At 72.3% G+C, this 19,610-nt stretch carries 17 protein-coding genes; 7 read left to right on the top strand and 10 right to left on the bottom strand.

Annotation, left to right across the window (positions count from 1 at the left end; translation table 11 throughout):
• The first annotated feature begins 24 nt into the window (after positions 1 to 24).
• The 3 genes from ACWCQM_RS24485 to ACWCQM_RS24495 all read left to right on the top strand — a co-directional run bounded on the left by ACWCQM_RS24485 (position 25) and on the right by ACWCQM_RS24495 (position 4,173).
• A complete protein-coding gene (locus ACWCQM_RS24485; RefSeq protein ID WP_450917289.1) occupies positions 25 to 1,257 on the top strand; it encodes an arginine deiminase in 1,233 nt (410 codons plus the stop codon).
• Positions 1,258 to 1,437: 180 nt separating this feature from the next.
• Positions 1,438 to 2,454 carry an ornithine carbamoyltransferase gene (gene argF / locus ACWCQM_RS24490; protein WP_450917290.1) on the top strand — a complete coding sequence of 339 codons (1,017 nt, stop codon included), beginning with the start codon at positions 1,438 to 1,440 and terminating at the stop codon, positions 2,452 to 2,454.
• Positions 2,455 to 2,685: 231 nt separating this feature from the next.
• Positions 2,686 to 4,173: an amino acid permease gene (locus tag ACWCQM_RS24495; protein ID WP_450917291.1), complete on the top strand. Its 1,488-nt coding sequence runs from the start codon at positions 2,686 to 2,688 to the stop codon at positions 4,171 to 4,173.
• On the opposite strand, the gene ACWCQM_RS24500 is transcribed toward ACWCQM_RS24495, so the two are convergent.
• Positions 4,121 to 4,579 carry an ATP-binding protein gene (locus ACWCQM_RS24500; RefSeq protein WP_450917292.1) on the bottom strand — a complete coding sequence of 153 codons (459 nt, stop codon included), beginning with the start codon at positions 4,577 to 4,579 and terminating at the stop codon, positions 4,121 to 4,123. The two genes, ACWCQM_RS24495 and ACWCQM_RS24500, sit on opposite strands and share 53 nt — an antisense overlap.
• A gap of 297 nt (positions 4,580 to 4,876) precedes the next feature.
• Here ACWCQM_RS24500 and ACWCQM_RS24505 point away from each other — a divergent pair, with 297 nt between their 5' ends.
• Together ACWCQM_RS24505 and ACWCQM_RS24510 are read left to right on the top strand one after the other, a co-directional pair.
• The gene (locus ACWCQM_RS24505; protein WP_073748255.1) at positions 4,877 to 5,704 is read left to right on the top strand and encodes an enoyl-CoA hydratase family protein; all 828 of its coding nucleotides are present in this window, start codon (positions 4,877 to 4,879) and stop codon (positions 5,702 to 5,704) included.
• A gap of 58 nt (positions 5,705 to 5,762) precedes the next feature.
• On the top strand, positions 5,763 to 8,066 hold the full coding sequence (locus tag ACWCQM_RS24510; protein ID WP_450917363.1) for a bifunctional salicylyl-CoA 5-hydroxylase/oxidoreductase: 2,304 nt from the start codon (positions 5,763 to 5,765) through the stop codon (positions 8,064 to 8,066).
• On the opposite strand, the gene ACWCQM_RS24515 is transcribed toward ACWCQM_RS24510, so the two are convergent.
• From ACWCQM_RS24515 to ACWCQM_RS24530, 4 genes are read right to left on the bottom strand one after another with little or no spacing between them, the layout of a single operon-like run.
• The gene (locus ACWCQM_RS24515) at positions 8,053 to 8,511 is read right to left on the bottom strand and encodes a hypothetical protein (protein ID WP_450917293.1); all 459 of its coding nucleotides are present in this window, start codon (positions 8,509 to 8,511) and stop codon (positions 8,053 to 8,055) included. The two genes, ACWCQM_RS24510 and ACWCQM_RS24515, sit on opposite strands and share 14 nt — an antisense overlap.
• The gene (locus ACWCQM_RS24520; RefSeq protein ID WP_450917294.1) at positions 8,508 to 9,329 is read right to left on the bottom strand and encodes a GNAT family N-acetyltransferase; all 822 of its coding nucleotides are present in this window, start codon (positions 9,327 to 9,329) and stop codon (positions 8,508 to 8,510) included. Before ACWCQM_RS24520 ends, ACWCQM_RS24515 begins: the two co-directional genes overlap by 4 nt.
• Positions 9,330 to 9,382: 53 nt before the next feature.
• Positions 9,383 to 10,201, bottom strand: a complete 819-nt coding sequence (locus ACWCQM_RS24525; RefSeq protein ID WP_450917295.1) for a PaaX family transcriptional regulator — start codon at positions 10,199 to 10,201, stop codon at positions 9,383 to 9,385.
• A 4-nt stretch (positions 10,202 to 10,205) separates the two neighbouring features.
• The gene (locus tag ACWCQM_RS24530) at positions 10,206 to 11,825 is read right to left on the bottom strand and encodes an AMP-binding protein (RefSeq protein ID WP_450917296.1); all 1,620 of its coding nucleotides are present in this window, start codon (positions 11,823 to 11,825) and stop codon (positions 10,206 to 10,208) included.
• Between the two features lie 135 nt (positions 11,826 to 11,960).
• Between ACWCQM_RS24530 and ACWCQM_RS24535 the strand changes: the two genes are divergently transcribed.
• Together ACWCQM_RS24535 and ACWCQM_RS24540 are read left to right on the top strand one after the other, a co-directional pair.
• Positions 11,961 to 13,094 carry an acyl-CoA dehydrogenase family protein gene (locus ACWCQM_RS24535; protein ID WP_450917297.1) on the top strand — a complete coding sequence of 378 codons (1,134 nt, stop codon included), beginning with the start codon at positions 11,961 to 11,963 and terminating at the stop codon, positions 13,092 to 13,094.
• Positions 13,091 to 13,492, top strand: coding sequence for a RidA family protein (locus ACWCQM_RS24540; RefSeq protein ID WP_450917298.1), 402 nt, complete (start codon positions 13,091 to 13,093; stop codon positions 13,490 to 13,492). The genes ACWCQM_RS24535 and ACWCQM_RS24540 overlap by 4 nt, the downstream gene beginning before the upstream one ends.
• A gap of 61 nt (positions 13,493 to 13,553) precedes the next feature.
• Here the strand turns inward: ACWCQM_RS24540 and ACWCQM_RS24545 are convergent, their stop codons facing one another.
• The 5 genes from ACWCQM_RS24545 to ACWCQM_RS24565 are packed head-to-tail and all read right to left on the bottom strand — an operon-like array spanning position 13,554 to position 19,053.
• Complete coding sequence (locus tag ACWCQM_RS24545; RefSeq protein WP_450917299.1) at positions 13,554 to 14,687, bottom strand: FAD-dependent monooxygenase; 1,134 nt, start codon at positions 14,685 to 14,687, stop codon at positions 13,554 to 13,556.
• A 51-nt stretch (positions 14,688 to 14,738) separates the two neighbouring features.
• Positions 14,739 to 15,308, bottom strand: coding sequence for a GTP-binding protein (locus ACWCQM_RS24550; RefSeq protein ID WP_073748263.1), 570 nt, complete (start codon positions 15,306 to 15,308; stop codon positions 14,739 to 14,741).
• 6 nt (positions 15,309 to 15,314) lie between these two features.
• A complete protein-coding gene (locus ACWCQM_RS24555) occupies positions 15,315 to 15,671 on the bottom strand; it encodes a DUF742 domain-containing protein (protein ID WP_450917364.1) in 357 nt (118 codons plus the stop codon).
• Positions 15,672 to 15,718: 47 nt separating this feature from the next.
• Positions 15,719 to 16,156, bottom strand: coding sequence for a roadblock/LC7 domain-containing protein (locus ACWCQM_RS24560; protein WP_073748264.1), 438 nt, complete (start codon positions 16,154 to 16,156; stop codon positions 15,719 to 15,721).
• The gene (locus ACWCQM_RS24565; RefSeq protein WP_450917300.1) at positions 16,153 to 19,053 is read right to left on the bottom strand and encodes a nitrate- and nitrite sensing domain-containing protein; all 2,901 of its coding nucleotides are present in this window, start codon (positions 19,051 to 19,053) and stop codon (positions 16,153 to 16,155) included. Before ACWCQM_RS24565 ends, ACWCQM_RS24560 begins: the two co-directional genes overlap by 4 nt.
• Positions 19,054 to 19,610: the final 557 nt, after the last annotated feature.

A 19,610-nucleotide genomic window follows, 5' to 3' on the forward strand; every position in this document is an offset into this window, starting at 1 on the left:
GCTCCGCGCGGTGAGGATGGAGGCATGGGATTCCATGTCGATTCCGAGGCCGGGCGGCTGCGCCGCGTCATCCTGCACCGCCCCGATCTGGAGCTGAAGCGGCTGACCCCGAGCAACAAGGACGCGCTCCTGTTCGACGACGTGCTCTGGGTGCGCCGCGCCAGGGAGGAGCATGACGGCCTCGCCGACGTGCTGCGCGACCGGGGGGTGGAGGTCCATCTCTTCGGCGACCTGCTCCGCGAGTCCCTGGACATCCCGGTGGCGCGCAGGCTCGTCCTCGACCGTGTCTTCGCGGAGAAGGAGTACGGCCCGCTCGCCACCGAGCATCTGCGCGCGGCCTTCGAGGAGATGCCCGCGGCGGAGCTGACCGAGGCCCTCGTCGGCGGGATGACGAAGCGGGAGTTCCTGGAACGGCACGCCGAACCGACCTCCGTCCGCTTCCATGTGATGGATCTGGACGACTTCCTGCTCAGCCCGCTGCCGAACCACCTCTTCACCCGTGACACCTCCGCCTGGATCTACGACGGTGTGTCCATCAACGCGATGCGCTGGCCCGCCCGGCAGCGCGAGACCGTGCACTTCGAGGCGATCTACCGGCACCACCCCCTGTTCACCGGCCCCGAGGCGGGTGTCTTCCACCACTGGTCGGAGGGCCAGGACGACTACCCGTCGACCATCGAGGGCGGTGACGTCCTTGTCATCGGGCGGGGCGCCGTCCTGATCGGGATGAGCGAGCGCACCACCCCGCAGGCCGTGGAGATGCTGGCCAGAGGGCTCTTCGACGCCGGGTCGGCCCGGACCATCGTGGCGCTCGACATGCCCAAGCGCCGGGCGTTCATGCACCTCGACACGGTGATGACGATGATCGACGGGGACACCTTCACGAAGTACGCGGGGCTCGGCATGCTCCGCTCCTACACGATCGAACCGGGCAGCGGCCCCCGGGAGCTCAAGGTCACCGACCATCCCCCCGAGCACATGCACCGGGCCATCGCCGCCGCGCTCGGCCTCGACTCCATCCGTGTGCTCACCGCCACCCAGGACGTGCACGCCGCCGAGCGGGAGCAGTGGGACGACGGGTGCAACGTGCTGGCCGTGGAGCCCGGGGTCGTCATCGCCTACGAGCGCAACGCCACCACGAACACCTATCTGCGCAAGCAGGGCATGGAGGTCATCGAGATCCGCGGCAGTGAGCTCGGCCGGGGCAGGGGCGGCCCCCGCTGCATGAGCTGCCCGGTGGTGCGCGACCCCGTGTGACGCGTTGTCCGCTGGTGCGCGATCACGGCATGAGGTGGTGCGCGGCCCAGGTGTGAGGCGTGCCCCGGTGGCCGGGGCGGGACGTACGGGCGTCGCCGAGGCTCTGTATAGCAATACGGGTCGTCGTATAGACTTCCAAGACATGTCCGTACGTCCTCAGCCCGCCCAGGAGCGATCACCATGGCCATAGACCTCGCAGGCCGCCATTTCCTCAAGGAGCTGGACTTCACGGCCGAGGAGTTCCGCGGCCTGGTCGATCTGTCCGCCGAGCTCAAGGCCGCCAAGAAGGCCGGCGAAGAGGTGCAGCGGCTGCGCGGCAAGAACATCGCCCTGATCTTCGAGAAGACCTCGACGCGCACCCGCTGTGCCTTCGAGGTGGCCGCCGCCGACCAGGGCGCCTCCACGACGTACCTCGACCCCTCCGGTTCCCAGATGGGGCACAAGGAGTCGGTCAAGGACACGGCCCGGGTGCTCGGCCGGATGTTCGACGGCATCGAGTACCGGGGAGACAGCCAGCAGGCCGTCGAGGAACTCGCCGCGTACGGCGGTGTCCCCGTCTTCAACGGGCTCACGGACGACTGGCACCCCACCCAGATGCTCGCCGACGTCCTGACGATGACCGAGCACAGCGAGAAGCCCCTGGAGCGGATCTCCTTCGCCTACCTGGGCGACGCCCGCTTCAACATGGGCAACTCCTACCTGATCACCGGCGCCCTGCTCGGCATGGACGTCCGGATCGTCGCGCCCGCCGCCTACTGGCCGGTCCAGGAGATCGTGGACCGGGCGCACGAGCTCGCGAAGTCCAGCGGTGCGCGCATCACCCTCACCGAGGACGTCGCGGAGGGAGTGCGGGGCGCCGACTTCGTCGTCACCGACGTGTGGGTCTCCATGGGTGAGCCCAAGGAGGTCTGGGACGAGCGCATCACCGCCCTCGCGCCCTACGCCGTGACCATGGATGTCCTGCGCGCCACGGGCAACGACGACGTGAAGTTCATGCACTGTCTCCCGGCCTACCACGACCTCGGGACGAAGGTCGCCAGGGAGATCCACGCACGGCACGGACTCTCCGAGCTGGAAGTCACCGACGAGGTCTTCGAGTCCGCGCACTCGGTCGTCTTCGACGAGGCCGAGAACCGGATGCACACGATCAAGGCCGTTCTCGTCGCGACGCTGGCGGGTGACCCGAAGGCCGCATGAACATGCGCCCGATTGGGTGAACATGCGTGCAAGTGGCTACCATGGGGTCACTTGGTGGGGTTCGGGCTCGCACGTCCGGACCCCTTTTCATGTGCCCGACCCGCCAGAGGTCCGGGTCTGCGTGCGCCGGGCCGTCAGGCACAGGGGCGCGCATGCGTACGTCCGGGCCTCCCCACAGGTCCCCGCACCACCAGAGTTCCTGCACCACCAGAGAAGAGACCCGTCCCCCCCATGAGTCCCACCACCCCTGCCCCGCGCCACCCCGCGCGCCCCTCCCGCCGTACCGGGGCGCGCGTCAAGAGCCCCGAACTGCTGCTCGCGGAGTCCGGGGGAGACCTGGAAGGGCACGGCCTGCGCCGCACCATGGGGCTGTTCCAGCTCGTGTGCTTCGGGGTCGGGGCCATCGTCGGCACCGGAATCTTCGTCGGCCTGTCCGACAGCGTCGCCGAGGCCGGCCCCGCGGTGGTGGTCTCCTTCGTCCTCGCCGCCATCACCTGCATCTTCACCGCCTTCTCGTTCGCCGAGCTCGGCGGTGCCATCCCGGTGTCCGGCAGCTCCTACTCCTTCGCCTACGCCACCCTCGGGGAGCGCGTCGCCTTCCTCGTCGGCTGGTGCCTGCTGCTGGAGTACGGCGTCTCGGTCTCCGCGGTCGCGGTCGGCTGGAGCCAGTACGTCAACGAGCTCCTCGACAGCCTCACCGGCTGGACCCTTCCCGAGGTGCTCTCCTCCGGGCCGGGTGACGGCGGTGTGATCAATCTGCCCGCGGTCGTCGTGGTCATGATGGCCGCCACCCTGCTGGTGCGGGGCATCAGGGAGAGCGCGCGCGCCACGGCGGCGATGGCGGTGCTGAAGATCGGCATCCTCATCGCGTTCTGCGCGATCGCCTTCACCGCGTTCGAGGACGGCCACCTCTCGCCCTTCGCCTCCCACGGCATGGCCGGGGTCACCGCCGGGGCGTCGGTGGCGTTCTTCTCGTACATCGGCTTCGACGCCATCACCACCGCCGGCGAAGAGGTCAAGAACCCCCGGCGGAACATCCCGATCGCGATCCTGATCTGCATCGGCCTGGTCACGCTGCTGTACTGCGCGGTCGCCCTCGGGGCCATCGGAGCCCTGGGCGCGGACGCCGTGGGTGACAGGCCCGCCGCGCTCTCGCTGGTCGTCGACCAGGTCACCGGGTCGAGCGTCGGCGGCGGGATCATCGCCTTCGGCGCGGTCGTCGCGATCGCGTCCGTCGTGCTCGCCGTGATGTACGGGCAGACCCGCATCCTGATGTCCATGTCCCGCGACGGGCTGATCCCCCGGGTCTTCGAGCGGGTCTCACCGAAGACCCGTACCCCCGTGGCCAACACATGGATCGTGGCGGTCGTCTTCGCGGTCCCGGCCGCGTTCTCGTCGCTGGACGTCGTCGTCAACCTCACGACCATCGGCACGCTCGCCACCATGGCCGTGGTCAACATCGCCGTGATCGCGCTGCGCCGCCGCAACCCGGAGCTCAAGCGCTCCTTCCGGGTGCCGCTCTATCCGGTCAGCCCCGTCCTGGGTGTCGGATTCTGCGTCTATCTGATGTACGGGACGGGCTGGACGACCTGGGTGCAGTTCGCCGTCTTCCTCGCCGTCGGCGCCCTCGTGTACGCGGGATACAGCCGCAGCCGCTCCCGGCTGGTCAGTTCTGGGGAGCCGCGGGACCCGGCGGCACAGGAGCCGAAGGCAGGGTGAACCAGACCGCCTTGCCGTGCTCGGTGGGGCGGTGACCGCAGGCCGAGCTGAGCGCGCGGATCAGCAGCAGTCCGCGGCCGTGCTCCTGCCACGGGTCCGGTGTGCTGCCGGGCAGCAGGCGGGAGAGGTCGCCCGGCGGGCCCGGGTCGTGGTCGTGGACCTCGACCTGGCAGCCGGACGCCATCAGCTCGACCACCAGCTCGATGGGCCCCGTGCCGTCGGTGTGCTCCACCGCGTTGGCGACCAGCTCGGCGGTCAGCAGCTCGGCGGTGTCGCAGTCCGCGGGCGCGTCGAGCTCCGCCAGCGCCGTGCGGACGAGGGCGCGGGCGATCGGCACCGCGGCCGTCGAGTGCGGCAGGGCGATGCGCCATGAGGCGGACGGGGGCTCGGGGGCGAATGGCGGCACGGCGGGCGTTTCCGTTCAGGGACGAGGCATCCGGCGGGGGGATCGCTGTTCCGGGACTGCTGGGACCGGGAACCGCGTCATCCGCTACCGGAGGGTACGGCGTTCCGTACCGGGACTTCCTGCGCTCAACCATACGAAGTGCCACGGCGGAGACATAGGGTCGGCCGACCAGCACAAAAGGGACCTTCGCCACACCTGCCCGTGGGAGAGCTGTCGCGTCCTCGTGACGGAAGTCACGGATGAGTGATAGCTTCGGGAGGGACCAGCAGCAGCCCGACGGCTGGAGGGGGCCCTTCCATGAGCCCGTTCACCGGCTCCGCCCCGCGCACGGAGCGCTGGCGGCATCTGCGCCTGACGACGCACGACGGAGTGGCGACCGTCACACTCGCCCGGCCCGAGAAGCTCAACGCGCTCACCTTCGGCGCGTACGCCGATCTGCGCGACCTCCTCGCCGAACTCTCCCGCGAACGCTCCGTGCGCGCCCTGGTGCTCGCCGGTGAGGGGCGCGGGTTCTGCTCGGGCGGGGACGTCGACGAGATCATCGGCGCCACACTCGCGATGGACACCGCGCAGCTGCTGGACTTCAACCGGATGACCGGACAGGTCGTGCGGGCCCTGCGCGAGTGTCCCTTCCCCGTCATCGCCGCAGTCCACGGGGTCGCGGCCGGCGCGGGAGCCGTCCTCGCCCTGGCCGCCGACTTCCGGATCGCAGCGCCCTCCGCGCGCTTCGCCTTCCTCTTCACGGCCGTCGGTCTCTCCGGCGGCGACATGGGAGCCGCCTACCTCCTGCCGCGCGTCGTCGGCCTCGGCCACGCCACCCGCATCCTGATGCTCGGCGAACCCGTCCGCGCCCCCGAGGCCGAGCGCATCGGGCTGATCAGCGAGCTGACCGGCGAGGGCGAGGCCGACACCCGCGCCGCCGCACTCGCCAGGCGGCTCGCCGACGGGCCCGCGCTCGCCCTGGCCCAGACGAAGGCGCTGCTCACCGCCGAGCTCGACATGCCGCTGGCCGCGTCCGTGGAGATGGACGCCGCCACCCAGGCCCTCCTGATGAACGGCGAGGACTACGCCGAGTTCCACGCCGCCTTCACCGAGAAGCGGCCCCCGAAGTGGCGGGGCAGGTAGCGCCATGCGCACCCCTGACGCGATGCCCCAGACGGACGCGGTGCCCGCCCCGGACGCGATGCCCGCCCCGGACACCAGCCCCTCCAGGAGCGCGGGGCGGATCGCGGTCATCGGGGGCGGACCCGGCGGGCTCTACGCCGCCGCCCTCCTCAAGCGGCTGGACCCCGCCCGTGACATCACCGTCTGGGAGCGCAACGCCCCCGACGACACCTTCGGATTCGGCGTGGTCCTCTCCGACGAGACGCTCGGCGGCATCGAGCACGCGGACCCCGTCGTGTACCGGGCGCTCAGCGACGCGTTCGTCCGCTGGGACACCATCGACGTCGTCCACCGGGGCGCCACCCAGACCTCCGGCGGCCATGGCTTCGCCGCACTCGGCCGCCGTACGCTGCTGCGCATCCTGCACGAACGCTGCGCCGACCTCGGCGTACGGCTCCGCTTCCGCACCGAGGCGCCGCCCGCCGCCGAACTCGCCGCCCACCACGACCTGGTCATCGCCGCCGACGGGGTGCGCAGCGCCACCCGCGCGGCCCACGCCCTGCACTTCCGCCCCACGGTCACCGGCCACCGGAACCGCTACATCTGGCTCGCCGCCGACTTCGCGTTCGACGCCTTCCGCTTCGAGATCGCCGAGACCCCTCACGGTGTGATGCAGCTGCACGCCTACCCGTTCTCGCCCGGAGCCTCCACCGTCATCGTGGAGATGCGCGAGGAGGTCTGGCGGGCGGCGGGCTTCGACCTCCGCGACACCGCCGAGTCGGCCGGACTCTGCGCCAAGGTCTTCGCCGACGCCCTCGGCGGCCGGCCGCTGCGCTCCAACAAGTCCTCCTGGCTCACCTTCGCCACGGTCACCAACGAACGGTGGTCGCACGGCAACACGGTCCTCATCGGCGACGCCGCGCACACCGCCCACTTCTCCATCGGCTCCGGAACCAAGCTGGCCGTCGAGGACGCGCTCGCCCTGGCCGCCTGCGTCGAGGAGCAGCCCGACCTGCCCACCGCCCTCGCCGCGTACGAGGCCGAGCGCCGCCCCGTCGTCTTGTCCACCCAGCGCGCGGCCGAGGCCAGCCTGCGCTGGTTCGAGGAGCTCCCGCAGTACGTGGACCAGCCGCCCCGCCGGTTCGCCTTCAACCTCCTCACCCGCAGCCGCCGTGTCACCCACGACAACCTCCGGCTGCGCGACCCCGGCTTCACGGGCGCCGTCGAGGAGGAGTTCGGCTGCCCGCCCGGCACCCCGCCGATGTTCACCCCGCTGCGGCTGCGCGGCCTCGAACTCCGTAACCGCGTCGTCGTCTCGCCCATGGACATGTACTCCGCCACCGACGGCATGCCCGGCGACTTCCACCTCGTCCACCTCGGCGCCCGCGCGCTCGGCGGTGCCGGGCTCGTCATGACCGAGATGGTCTGCGTGAGCCCCGAGGGCCGCATCACGCCCGGCTGCACCGGCCTGTGGAGCGACGGACAGGCCGAGGCGTGGACCCGTGTCACACGCTTCGTCCACGAGGCCGCCCCCGGAGCCGCGATCGGCGTCCAGCTGGGCCACTCGGGCCGCAAGGGCTCCACCCGGCTGATGTGGGAGGGCATCGACCAGCCGCTGGACGACGGCAACTGGCCTGTCAGCGCGGCCTCACCCCTCCCGTACGCGCGGGGAGTCAGCCAGATCCCGCAGGCCCTGGACCGGGCCGGGATGGACGCGGTCCAGGACCGCTTCACCGAGGCCGCCCGGCGGGCCGCCCGCTGCGGGTTCGACCTCCTCGAACTGCACTGTGCCCACGGCTATCTGCTCTCCGGCTTCCTCTCGCCGCTCACCAACAGGCGCACCGACGCCTACGGCGGGCCCCTGGAGAACCGGCTGCGCTTCCCCCTGGAGGTCTTCGACGCGGTACGCGCCGCCTGGCCCGACGACCGGCCCATGACCGTACGGATCTCCGCGACGGACTGGGCTCCCGGCGGGACGGGTGACGAGGACTCCCTGGAGATCGCCCGTGCCTTCGCCGCCCACGGCGCGGACGCCATCGACGTCTCCACCGGCCAGGTCGTCCCGGACGAACGCCCCGCCTACGGCCGCTCCTACCAGACCCCGTACGCCGACCGGATCCGCAACGCCCTGGACGTGCCCGTCATCGCCGTCGGCGCCATCTCCTCCTGGGACGACGTCAATTCGCTGCTCCTGGCCGGCCGCGCCGACCTCTGCGCCCTGGCCCGCCCCCACCTCTACGACCCGCACTGGACGCTGCACGCGGCGGCCGAGCAGGGGTACACCGGGCCGGGTGTCTCCTGGCCGCTGCCGTACCGTGCGGGCAGCCGCACCCCTCCGGCCGGCCGCACCGACGCCCCGAAGCCTCGGCTCACGCTCGGCTGAGCGTCAGGCACTCGTGGCACCGGCAGGGGACCGGGTGCGCGGCGGACCAATGGGCCGTGCGGTACTCGGCGGCCAGCCTCTCCAGCCGGAGGGCGAGCTCCTCGGCGTCCTCACGCGCCGTCCAGCAGCCGCCCACATCCGCCTCCTCGCACAGCCTCAGCACGGTCGGGCTGTGGACCGCCACGGCCCTGAACGTGTGCAGATTGCGCGTCGCCATGTCGATGGTGATGTACGTGCCCGTGCGGCGCCCGCGCCCGATCGTGGTCAGCTGCTCGTGCCCGGACCCGGCGTAACTCTCGATCACGTACACCTTCGAGCCGCCCCGGTAGGACTTGGTGCCGGGCCGCAGTTCCTGGCCGCCCTCGCCGTAGCGTCGCCACCGCACCACGTTCGCGGCGATCAGCCAGCCCCGCTCCTCCGGAGCCGGTCCGGCCCCGGCGCTCACTCCGGCTCCGCGGTGATCAGCAGGCGGTCGGAGACGGCCTCGTAGCCGATGCGCCGGTAGACGCCGTTGCTCGTGGGGTTCGCGAGGTCCGTGAAGAGCAGCACCTCCCGGGCTCCCTCCTCCCGCGCCACGCGGCTGACCCACGCCGTCACCGCCCCCGCGTATCCGCGGCCCCGGTGCTCCGGCGGTGTGTAGACGGTCGCCACACGCACCGTGCCCGCGATCCTCGGTGAGACACCGGCCAGCGACACCGGCTCCCCGCCGGACTCCCACAGCGTGAGCCCGCCGTGCGCCGTGCGGTCGTCGACGATCCGCCCGGCCCGGTCGCCCGGCTGGCCGGTCTCCTCGCCGAAGGCCCTGATCCAGTCGACGAGCAGTTCCCGGTCAGCGCCGGTCGCGGTCCTCGGCCCTCCGGCGGGCGCGGGGGAGGGCGGCACCAACGTCCCCAGGCGGTACAGCCGTTGTTCCTGCTCGACACGGTGGCGGGGCCAGTGCGCGGCCAGGACCGCCGCCGCCTCGCGCTCCGCGTTGACACCGGTCAGCGGGAGCGCGTCCGGCAGCGCGGCGACCGCCTCGGGATCCGCCGTGCCCAGGACCGGAGGGAAGGGCGGTGTGCACACCAGCGCCCCGGCCACCTGACCGTCCGCCCCGCGCCACCAGCCCAGCACCGGCACCCCCGGGCCGTAGGCGTGCGGCCCGCCGTCCCTGAGGGTGGCGGTGACGGTCAGCAGCAGGGTGTTCTCGGCGGGCCTGGCGGCGAGGGAGGCTCCGGCGGCGTCCAGGAAGACGGCGACATCATCGGTGAAGGTCCAGGTCATGCTTCATCCTGCCGGGGCACCGGGCCCCGGGTCACCCGGATTTCGAGGGCCGGTCAGCCGCCGTCCGCCGCGAACCGGGCGCCCGCGTCCCGCAGCCGGGAGTGCAGCAGCCCGAACACCTCCGCCGCCCGGCCGCCGGGCCAGTCCTTCGGCAGCAGCTCGTCGGGGAGCCCCGGATCCGCGTACGGCAGCCGCCGCCAGGAGTCCAGCGCGCGGAGATAGTCCCGGTAGGCGTTCTCCGGGTCGGGCGCCACGCCGGACCGCGCCTCCCAGGACCGCAGCACCGGCTCCTGCTGCTCCAGGAAGTCGAGGTACAGCCGGGCGATCGCGTCCAGGTCCCACCACCGCGCCACCGATTCCCCCGTCGCGGCGAAGCCGAGGTGCTCCCCGCGGAACAGCTCGACGTACGGGGCGAGTTCGAGGCGCTCCAGGGTGTGCCGCGTCTCCTCGTACAGTCCGGCGGGCGCGATCCACACCCCCGGTGCCGCCGTGCCGAAGCCGAGCCTGCCGAGCCGGGAGCGCAGCAGGTGCCGCTTGCTGCGCTCCGCTTCCGGCACGGAGAAGACGGCGAGCACCCAGCCGTCGTCCGGCCGGGGCGGCGGTCGCCGGTAGATCCGCCGGTCGCCGTCGTCCAGCAGCTGACGGGCGTCCGGCGAGAGTGCGTAGCCGGCCGCGCCGTCCGCCGTGCGGGCGGGGACGAGCAGCCCCCGGCGCTTGAGCCGGGAGACGGACGAGCGCACCGACGGCGCGTCGACCCCCACCGCGTGCAGCAGCCGGATCAGCTCGGACACCGCCAGCGGGGCGTCGCCGGGGCGACGGCCGTACGCGCCGTAGAGGGTGACGATCAGGGAACGGGGAGTGTGCTCGGCCACGTGATCACTCTAGAGCGGTCGTGCCGCGCAGCAGGAAGCGCTGGAGCTTTCCGGTGGCCGTCCGGGGGAGCGCGGGAAGGAACTCGAAGGCGCGGGGGCACTTGTGGGGCGCGAGCACGGACGTCATGTGCGTCCGCAGTTCGTCGGCCGTCAGCGACGCGCCCTCGCGCGGCACGACGTACGCCGCCACGATCTGGCCGCGCAGTTCGTCCGGACGGCCCACCACCGCGGCCTCGGCCACATCGGGATGGCGCAGCAGCGCCTCCTCGACCTCGGGGCCGGCGATGTTGTGCCCGGCGGAGATGATCATGTCGTCGGCGCGGGCGACGTAGCGGAAGTAGCCGTCGGGCTCGCGGACATAGGTGTCGCCCGTGATGTTCCAGCCGTGGCGCACATAGACCCGCTGGCGGTCGTCGGCGAGATAACGGCAGCCGACCGGGCCGCGCACCGCCAGCAGCCCGGGCTCGCCGTCGGGCAGTTCCGTGCCGTGCTCGTCCACGACGCGCGCCTGCCAGCCGGGCACGGGAAGGCCGGTGGTGCCGGGCCGGATGTCCCCGTCGGCGGCGGAGATGAAGATGTGCAGCAGCTCGGTGGCCCCGATGCCGTTGATGATGCGCAGCCCCGTCCGCTCGTACCAGGACCGCCAGGTGGCGGCGGGGAGGTTCTCCCCGGCAGAGACGCACCGGCGCAGCGCGGAGAGGTCGTGGCCGTCGAGCGCGTCGAGCATCACGCGGTACGCGGTCGGCGCGGTGAACAGGACCGAGACTCGGTGCGCGGCGAGCGCGGGCAGCAGCTGCTTGGGGCCCGACTGTTCGAGCAGCAGGGCGGACGCCCCGGCCCGCAGCGGGAACACCACCAGCCCGCCGAGCCCGAAGGTGAAGCCGAGCGGCGGGCTGCCCGTGAACACGTCCTCGGGCACCGGCCGCAGGATGTGGCGGGCGAAGGTATCGGCGACGGCCAGCACGTCGCGATGGGTGTGCATGCAGCCCTTGGGCCGTCCGGTGGTGCCCGAGGTGAAGGCGATCAGCGCGATGTCGTCGGCGGCGGTGTCCACCGTCCGGCAGGGTCCGGGCCTCGCCGCCGCGAGCCGGGTCAGGTCGTCGGGCGACTCGCCCCCGTACGTCGTGACGCGCAGCCCGGGCACCCCGGCTCCGGCCAGGTCGTCGACGGACCTGATGTCGCAGAGCGCGTGGCCGACCCTGGCGAGCGAGCAGATGGTGGCGAGCTCGGAGGCGCGCTGCTGGGCCAGCACCGTCACGGCGACCGCCCCGGCCTTCATCACGGCGAGCCAGCAGGCCGCGAGCCAGGGCGTGGTGGGGCCGCGCAGCAGCACGCGGTTGCCGGGCACGACGCCCAGATCACGCGTCAGCACCTGGGCGATCCGGTCCACCCGGTCCCGCAGCTCCCCGTAGCTCCAGACGCCGCCGTCGGGGGTGCGGAAGGCGGGGCGGCCGGGCCCGAAGCGTTCGACGGTGCGGTCGAGCAGCTCGTATCCGCAGTTCAGCCGGTCGGGATAGGCCAGTTCGGGGAGATCGAAGACCAGCTCCGGCCGGTCCTCGACGGGTGGGAGATGGTCGCGCGCGAAGGTGTCGGTGTGCGCGCTCGCGGTATCTGACGGCTTCATGAAGCATCGCCTCCCAGGATCTCTCGTCCGGATCCGGCCTGACCCGAACGACAGCCCCTTGTCGCCACTGGAGCGTATCGTTTGAGTGACGGTAGTCAACGGTCCGCGATAAGTCGTGACAAGAGAGGCGCCGGTATGACGGCATTCTCACTCGATCCCGGTCAGACCGCCTGGTGCGAGGAGCTGTACGCCCTCGCACGCGACGAGCTGCGGCCCCTCGCCGAGAAGGGTGAACCCGGCCGGGTCAACCGCCCGCTCGTCTCCGCGCTCGGCGGATTCGGCCTGCTGGACAGACTCCTCGGCTCCGGCGCGCTCGACCTCTGCTTGCTGCGCGAATCACTCGCGCGGGGCTGCACCGAGGCGGAGACCGCACTCGCGCTCCAGGGGCTCGGCGCGGGACCGGTCCGGCAGGCGGGCACCGAGGCCCAGCGCGCACGCTGGCTCCCCGAGGTGCGCGCGGGCCGCGCCGTCGCCGCCTTCGCCCTGAGCGAGCCGGGCGCCGGGTCCGACGCGGCGGCGCTCGCCCTGGCCGCCCGGCCGGGCCCCGGCGGTGACGGCTGGCGGCTCACCGGCGAGAAGTGCTGGATCTCCAACGCCCCGGAGGCCGACTTCTACACGGTCTTCGCCCGGACGGGCGAGGGCCCCGGAGCCCGGGGCGTCACGGCGTTCCTGGTCCCCGCCGACCGCCCCGGACTCACCGGGACGGCCCTGGACATGCTGTCCCCGCACCCCGTCGGGGCGCTGGACTTCGACGGTGTACCCGTGACGGCCGACGACGTCCTCGGGGAGCCGGGCCGGGGCTTCCGGGTCGCCATGGACACCCTGAACCTCTTCCGGCCCAGCGTCGGGGCGTTCGCCGTCGGCATGGCGCGGGCCGCGCTCGACGCCACCCTGAAGCACACCGCGCGGCGCACCGCCTTCGGCGGCCCGCTCAAGGAACTCCAGGCCGTCTCCCTCCAGGTCGCCGAGATGGCCACCCGCACCGAGGCCGCCCGCCTCCTGGTGTACGCCGCCGCCGCGGCCCACGACGCGGGAGAGCCAGGAGTGCCCGGGCGCGCCGCGATGGCCAAGCTGTACGCCACCGAGACCGCGCAGTACGTCGTCGACACGGCCGTCCAGCTGCACGGGGCCCGCGCCCTGCGCCGGGGCCATCTGCTCGAACATCTCTACCGGGAGGTCCGCGCGCCCCGGATCTACGAGGGCGCGACCGAGGTGCAGCGCACCATCATCGCCAAGGAGCTGTACGCGACCCAGGAGACGCCCGCATGAACCCGCTCACCCGGATCAACCCCACCGAACTCGCCCCGCCCACCGGTTTCTCGCACGCCGTCACGGCGACCGGCGGCCGGCTGGCCTTCCTCGCCGGACAGACCGCGCTCGACGGTGAGGGGAAGATCGTCGGCGCCACGCTCCCCGAGCAGTTCGAGACCGCACTGGGCAATCTCCTGACCGCCCTGCGCGCGGCGGGCGGCGCCCCGTCCTCCCTGGCCCGGATCACCGTCTACGCGACCGACATCGCGGACTACCGCGCCCACGCCCCCGCACTGGGCGAGATCTGGCGCCGGCTGGCGGGGCGCGAGTACCCGGCCATGGCGGTCATCGGGGCGACCAGGCTCTGGGACGAACAGGCCATGGTCGAGCTCGACGGCATCGCCGTACTGGACTGAGCGGGAACGCGAAAGGGGCGGCGCGGCACAGGCCGCACCGCCCCACTCGCGTGACGCGCGCCTAGTACGGCTTGACCAGCACGTGGGCGGCGCCCGGCATGCCGATCTTCAGGAGCTCGTCCTCCTCGGGCGTCGTCGCGCTGCCCGTCTCCTCCTTGAGGATGGCGCGCGAGAGGTTCTGCACGAACATCGCGCGGGGGCGGCGGCGCGCCTCCCAGGCGGCGAGCGCCGCGGGCACGTCCGCCTCGGCGTCCAGCGACCCGGCGAGCACCAGCGCGTCCTCCACCGCCATCGCCGCGCCCTGCGCGAGGTTCGGGGTGCTCGCGTGCGCGGCGTCACCGGCGATGACGACCCGGCCGACGTGCCAGGGCTCCTCCACCGTGACCTGCGAGATGCGCGAGTACACGACGCCGTCCGCAGACGTCACCTTGGCCAGCGCCTCGGCGACGGGCCCGCCGAACGCGGCGAGGCGCTCCCTGAGCTCCTCGTGCGCCCGCGCGGGGTCCGGGCGGAAGTCCGGCTCCTCGGCGGTCACGGCCGCCAGATACATCAGCTCGTCCGTGATCGGGGTGAGCAGCGCCTTGGTGGACGACCTGCCCGTGCTCACGACGACTCCCTGGACCTCGGGCAGCCGGTCCACGGTGACCCGCCAGTTGGCGAAGCCTGTGTACTCCGGGGCGAAACGCTCGCCGTACAGCCGGGTCCGCAGCGGGGAGCCGATGCCGTCGAAGCCGACGACCAGGTCCCAGCGGGCGGAGGTGCCGTCGGACAGGGTGACGTCGACCCCCGAGCCGTCGTCGGCCAGTTCGGCGATCGTCGTACCGAAGCGGATCGGGACCCCGGCCGCCTCGGTGGCGGCGCCCAGCACCTCGGCCAGGGCGGGGCGCGGGATGCCGTTGCTGGCGGGGGCCCCGTCCATCCGGGGCTGCGGGATCTTGGCGAGCGTGGCGCCGGCCGGGTCGCAGATGGTCAGCACCTCCCACTCGAAACCGGCCGCCACACAGGCGTCGAGGACGCCGATCTCACGCATGACGTGCAGGGCGTTGGACGGCTGGATGATGCCGACGCCGAGCGCGTCCAGCTCGTCGCGGAGTTCGACGACCTCGACGGTGTGACCGCTCCGGGCCAGCGCGACGGCGAGCGTGAGGCCGCCTATGCCGCCGCCGTGTACCAGTACACGCAGGGGTGTTGCCATCTCAGATTTCTCCAGGCGGGAAAGGAAGAAGGGGGAAGAGGGAGGGGCGGCTCAGCCGACCGCCGCGGGCAGGCTCATCAGGTGGTCGACGAGCGCGAGCAGCACATCGCGGCCGAAGTGCCGCTCCCGGACGTCGCCGATCAGCAGCGGAACATGCGGATCCAGGTCCAGCGCGGCCCGGATCTCGTCATTCGTACGGGTGTTGTGCCCGTGGAAGCAGTTGATGGCGACGACGAAGGGGATGTCCCGGCTCTCGAAGAAGTCGATCGAGGCGAAACTCGTCTCCAGGCGCCGGGTGTCGGCGATCACGACCCCGCCGAGCGCTCCGTTGACCAGGTCGTTCCACATGAACCAGAAACGTTCCTGGCCGGGAGTGCCGAAGAGGTAGACCACCAGCTCGGGACTGACCGTGATGCGGCCGAAGTCCAGGGCCACGGTGGTGGTGTTCTTCTCGCCGACACCGGCGAGGCTGTCGACGCCGATGCTCGCCTGGGTGAGGTATTCCTCGGTGCGCAGGGGGGCGACCTCGCTGACGGCGCCCACCAGGGTGGTCTTTCCGACGCCGAAGCCACCGGCTATGAGGATCTTGACGGCGGAAGGTGCCGTCTGACTGGTTGTCATCTTGGGTCAGAGTCTCCGGAGTCCGTCACGTACGGCGGCCAGCAGGCCCATGTCGGCCCCGCCGGACGCCCGGGCCACCATCAGGGGAGCGCGGGCCAGCAGCAGGCCCTGGCCGACCAGGTCGGCCAGCAGGATCTTGGTCACCGAGACCGGCAGGTCGAGTCCCGCCGCGACCTCGGCGACCGCCGCGGGCCGGCGGCAGCGGCCGAGGATCATGCGGTGCTCCGGCTGGAGCCGGCCACCGCGCAGCGGTGTGCCGTGCTCGTCCACCGCCTCGTCGGCGGTGGTGAGCACGGTGATGAGGCTGAAGTCGTCCCGCTCGGGCGCGGTCCGGCCACGGGTGATCGTGTACGGGCGCACCATCGTGCCCGCGCCGTCCTCCTCGGCCTCGTCCTCGTCCCAGTAGGACCTCACGCCCGCTGCCCGTCCCCGGTACCGAAGGCGTCGAAGTCACCACGCGCGGGGGCGGTGAGCTTCTGGCCGACCTGCTGGACGAGGTTGTGCATCGCCAGCGACATCACCTCGGCGTCGACCTCCTGGGAGGCGACGACGGCGAGGTGGGTGCCCTGGCCGGCCGCGATGATGAAGAGCCACAGATCGGCCAGCTCGACGATCACCTGGTGCACCGAACCGCCGTCGAACAGCTGGCCGACCCCACGGGCGAGGCTCTGCTGGCCGGTGCATATCGCGGCGAGCCGCTCGGCGTCGGCACGTTCGATGGTGCGCGAGTGGCTCACCACCAGTCCGTCGTCGGACAGCAGTACGGCGTTCAGTGTCTCGGCCACCGAGTCCACCAGACCGTCGAGCAGCCAGTCCAGGTCCTGGAGGGTGGCGGTTGTGCGTGTCATGACCGTTCTTCTCTCGTAGGGGAGGGTGCGGTGGGGGCGGGGCCCGACGGCTCCTCGGCCGCGCGTGCCGCGCGCGAGCGCCGCTGGAATGCCCCGATCGCGGCACCGGCCCGCCGGGGGACGGGGCGCAGCAGCGGGTTCTCGTCCCAGGCCGGGGGCTTGGGCGGGGCTGTCCGGGAGGCCGGGTCCACCCGGAGCTCGTCCACCAGGCTGGCCTGGCGTACGCGGCGGGGGAGCGGGGGCTCCCCTCCAGCCGCCGGAAGTGCGGGAAGCGGGGCCGGGGACGGGGCCCCGGGCCCGGCCGCACCGTAGGCGTGCGCGGCGGGCTCGTCCGACGCCGGGTAGACCTGCGGGTAGGACGGCTCGGGCGCCGGGTACTCCTCGGCCGGCTCCGCGTACGCGTGCCCGGGGACGGGGTACTGGCCCGCGGCCGTCATGTACGGCTGCTCCTGACCGGCGTACGGCTGCCCGGACCCGGGGTAGGGGCCCTCGGCGTACGGCTGTTCCGGCGCCGGGTAGGCGGAGCCGGCCGTGGTGTACGGCCGGTCGGCGTCGGCCTCGGTGTACGGCCGGCCGTCGGCGTACGGCTGTTCCGGCGCCGGGTAGGCGGAGCCGGCCGCGGTGTACGTCCGATCCGCTTCACCCGTCCCGTACGGCGGGTCCGTATCGGCGTACGTCTGGTCCGCCTCGGCGTACGCGGCCGCGCCCGGGGTGTAGGGCTGCTCGTCCGCGGCGTAGGGCTGCCCGTCCGGCGGGAAGGGCCGGCCGGGCACCGGGAACGGGTCGCCGGAGCCGCCGTACGGCTGCTCGGGGACGGGCTGTTCCTGCTCCGGGGTCCGCGTCCTGGCGGCGTGGTCGGCCAGGGCCGTGACCCCGGCCATCGCGCGCCCCTGCACCCGGGTCGGCAGTGCGCCGGGCGCCGCGGGGGCGCCGGCCGGCGGCTGCTCGGCCACCGGGGACGGGTCCGCCGAGGGGACGGCGGCGGGGCGGGAGCCGGGCTCGGGCACCGTCAGCGCGTCGGGGACGAGGACGACCACGCGGGTCCCGCCGAAGGCGGAGGGCCGGAACTCGACCCGCAGACCGTACTGGTCCGCGAGGCGCGAGATCACGTAGAGGCCGAGCCTGATGTCCTCCGAGTGGGCCAGCACGTCCATCCGGGGCGGACGGCTCATCAGCTCGTTCGCCTCGGCGAGCTGTTCCTCCTCCATGCCCAGGCCGCGGTCCTCGACCTCGATGGCCAGGCCCCGGCTGACCTTCGCCGCCCGGACCTCGACCGGGCTCGGCGGACGGGAGAAGCTCAGCGCGTTCTCGATCAGCTCGGCCAGGACGTGGGAGACCGGGCCGACGGCCCGCTCGGCCAGCCACGGGGCGCCGTCGAGGTCCAGCACCACCCGGCGGTAGTCCTGCACCTCGCCCTGCGCGGACCGCATGACGTCCAGCAGCGGGACGGGCTTGCGCCAGCGCCGGTGCGGCGAACCGCCGGCGAGGATCACCAGGTTCTCCTCGTAACGCCGCAGACGCGCCGTCAGGTGGTCCAGGTCGAAGAGGCCGTCGAGCACCTCCGGGTCCTCGTGCTTGCGCTCCAGCTCGTCCAGCTTCTTGAGCTGCTGTCCGATCAGCTGCTGGGTACGGCGCGCGATGCGCTGCAGGAGCCGCTCGAAGCCGCGGTGCTGGTCGGCCTGCTTGACCGCGGCCTGGAGAGCGCTGGTGCGGGCCTGGTTGAGCGCGCCGCCGAGCCGGGTGAGCTCGTCGCCGCCCTCGCTCGGGGTCTCGATCGCGCGGGCCTCGGCCTCGACGTCGATCTTCTCCCCCTGGGCCAGCCGGTCGACGACGTCCGGCAGCGCCTTCTCCAGCTCCTCGGCCCGCTCCTGGAGTCCGGAGATACGCCGGCGGAGGTTGCGGGTGAGGCGCCAGGTGGTCCAGACGACCGCGATCACGGCGAGCAGACCGACCACCGAGGTGATGATCATCTTGGTGAGCAGGGACATGACGGTGCCCTTGCCGGTCACCATGACCGCGTCGGTGCGCTGCTCCAGCAGATCGACCAGCTGCGGGGTGACACCGTCCATGGCCTTGCGCCAGGCCTTCTCGTCGGCGTCGAGCTCGACGAATCCGGACCGGTCGGCCTCGGCGGGGCGGAGCACCTGCTCCTCGATCTCGGTCTTGGCGGCCCAGGCGGAGCTCTCCGTCAGCTTCTGCCACTGTTCCCGCTCGTCCTCGGGAAGGTAGGGGACGACCTTGGTCCCGGCCTGGAACGCCTGGCCGGAGACCTCCTTGCGTACCTCCTGGAGGTCCTCCGTGCTGAGCTTGCCCGTGGGCCAGCCGCGCGCCAGGATCGCGTCCGAGCGGGAGATCATCTCCTTCGCCCAGAAAAGGTCCACCAGCGGCTGCCCGAGCGTGGTCACCTCACCGTTGTCCACATGGCTGAGGGCCGCGAACAGCTTGAGGTCCACGGCGATCAGGTCGGTGTAGTAGCCGTAGACCACCGCCTGCTGGTCCGCGTCGCCCTCGTCGACCAGCGAGCGCTGGGCGGGCAGCTGGGTGATGGCCTCGCGTGCCTTGCCGACGGCCTCGCGCACCTCTTCGGGCGCGTCGTCCGCGGTCACATCCGAAAGCGACTGGAAGGTTTTGATCGCTTCGTCGGTGAGTGTGCGCTGCTGCTTCAGCGCCGTGGTGGAGTCACCGGGACGAGCCAGCGCCTCCGCGCTGAGCCGGCGCTCCTCCTGCAGGTTGTAGTACACGATGTTGGACGGTTGGCCCGCTTGTTCGGCCAAGAGTCCCTGGGCTGCCTGGCGTTGAAAGTCCAGGAGAGTCTGACCACTGGTGATGGCCCACAGGGCTGCCAGTGCTACTCCGGGGACGATGGCCAGTACGAGGAGGGCTGTCCGCAACGACATGGGTGCCGAGTCGGTCCGCCGTGACGCGCGCGTGCGCAGGGGAGGCTCCTTGACGATGATGCCAGCCGGTGACTGGTCAAATACGTTAAGAACTTGGACGCGTTGATATTAGTCACAGTGCAAAAAAGAAGAGAAAGTGGCCTCACATGTGCAACACGGCGCGCTCACAACCTGCTTACGCATGCCTGCCGAAGTGTCGGTGATGCCTGCCATGCCCGGTAGCGGCACGCACGCTCCGGAGTGAGGCTGGGGGTGCAGGTATACGTTTCGGCCGGGGAGGCGAACCGAGGTGACCGGTGAACGGCCTGCGCGCGCCGGGGCCGGTCCGTGCGACGTGACCGCTCCGCGTGCCGGGGCTGGTCCGTGCGACGCGACCGCCCCACATGCCGCGACCGCCCCACATGCCGCGACCGCCCCACATGCCGCGTCCGCCCCGCATGCCGCGACCGCCCCGTACGCCGCGACCAGGTCGGCCGACGGCTCCGGGATCACGGTGCGCGACGAGGCGCACTGCCGGTTGCGCGCCACCGGGCGCGCCCGCGGGCTGTCCGGCGAGA

The organism is Streptomyces sp. NPDC002125 (assembly GCF_053593715.1).

Coding starts and splice junctions, on each gene's coding strand:
- ACWCQM_RS24485 (WP_450917289.1), top strand. CDS start 25: ATGGGATTCCATGTCGATTCCGAGGCCGGGCGGCTGCGCCGCGTCATC.
- argF (WP_450917290.1), top strand. CDS start 1,438: ATGGCCATAGACCTCGCAGGCCGCCATTTCCTCAAGGAGCTGGACTTC.
- ACWCQM_RS24495 (WP_450917291.1), top strand. CDS start 2,686: ATGAGTCCCACCACCCCTGCCCCGCGCCACCCCGCGCGCCCCTCCCGC.
- ACWCQM_RS24505 (WP_073748255.1), top strand. CDS start 4,877: ATGAGCCCGTTCACCGGCTCCGCCCCGCGCACGGAGCGCTGGCGGCAT.
- ACWCQM_RS24510 (WP_450917363.1), top strand. CDS start 5,763: ATGCCCGCCCCGGACACCAGCCCCTCCAGGAGCGCGGGGCGGATCGCG.
- ACWCQM_RS24520 (WP_450917294.1), bottom strand. CDS start 9,329: ATGACCTGGACCTTCACCGATGATGTCGCCGTCTTCCTGGACGCCGCC.
- ACWCQM_RS24530 (WP_450917296.1), bottom strand. CDS start 11,825: ATGAAGCCGTCAGATACCGCGAGCGCGCACACCGACACCTTCGCGCGC.
- ACWCQM_RS24535 (WP_450917297.1), top strand. CDS start 11,961: ATGACGGCATTCTCACTCGATCCCGGTCAGACCGCCTGGTGCGAGGAG.
- ACWCQM_RS24540 (WP_450917298.1), top strand. CDS start 13,091: ATGAACCCGCTCACCCGGATCAACCCCACCGAACTCGCCCCGCCCACC.
- ACWCQM_RS24545 (WP_450917299.1), bottom strand. CDS start 14,687: ATGGCAACACCCCTGCGTGTACTGGTACACGGCGGCGGCATAGGCGGC.
- ACWCQM_RS24550 (WP_073748263.1), bottom strand. CDS start 15,308: ATGACAACCAGTCAGACGGCACCTTCCGCCGTCAAGATCCTCATAGCC.
- ACWCQM_RS24555 (WP_450917364.1), bottom strand. CDS start 15,671: ATGGTGCGCCCGTACACGATCACCCGTGGCCGGACCGCGCCCGAGCGG.
- ACWCQM_RS24560 (WP_073748264.1), bottom strand. CDS start 16,156: ATGACACGCACAACCGCCACCCTCCAGGACCTGGACTGGCTGCTCGAC.
- ACWCQM_RS24565 (WP_450917300.1), bottom strand. CDS start 19,053: ATGTCGTTGCGGACAGCCCTCCTCGTACTGGCCATCGTCCCCGGAGTA.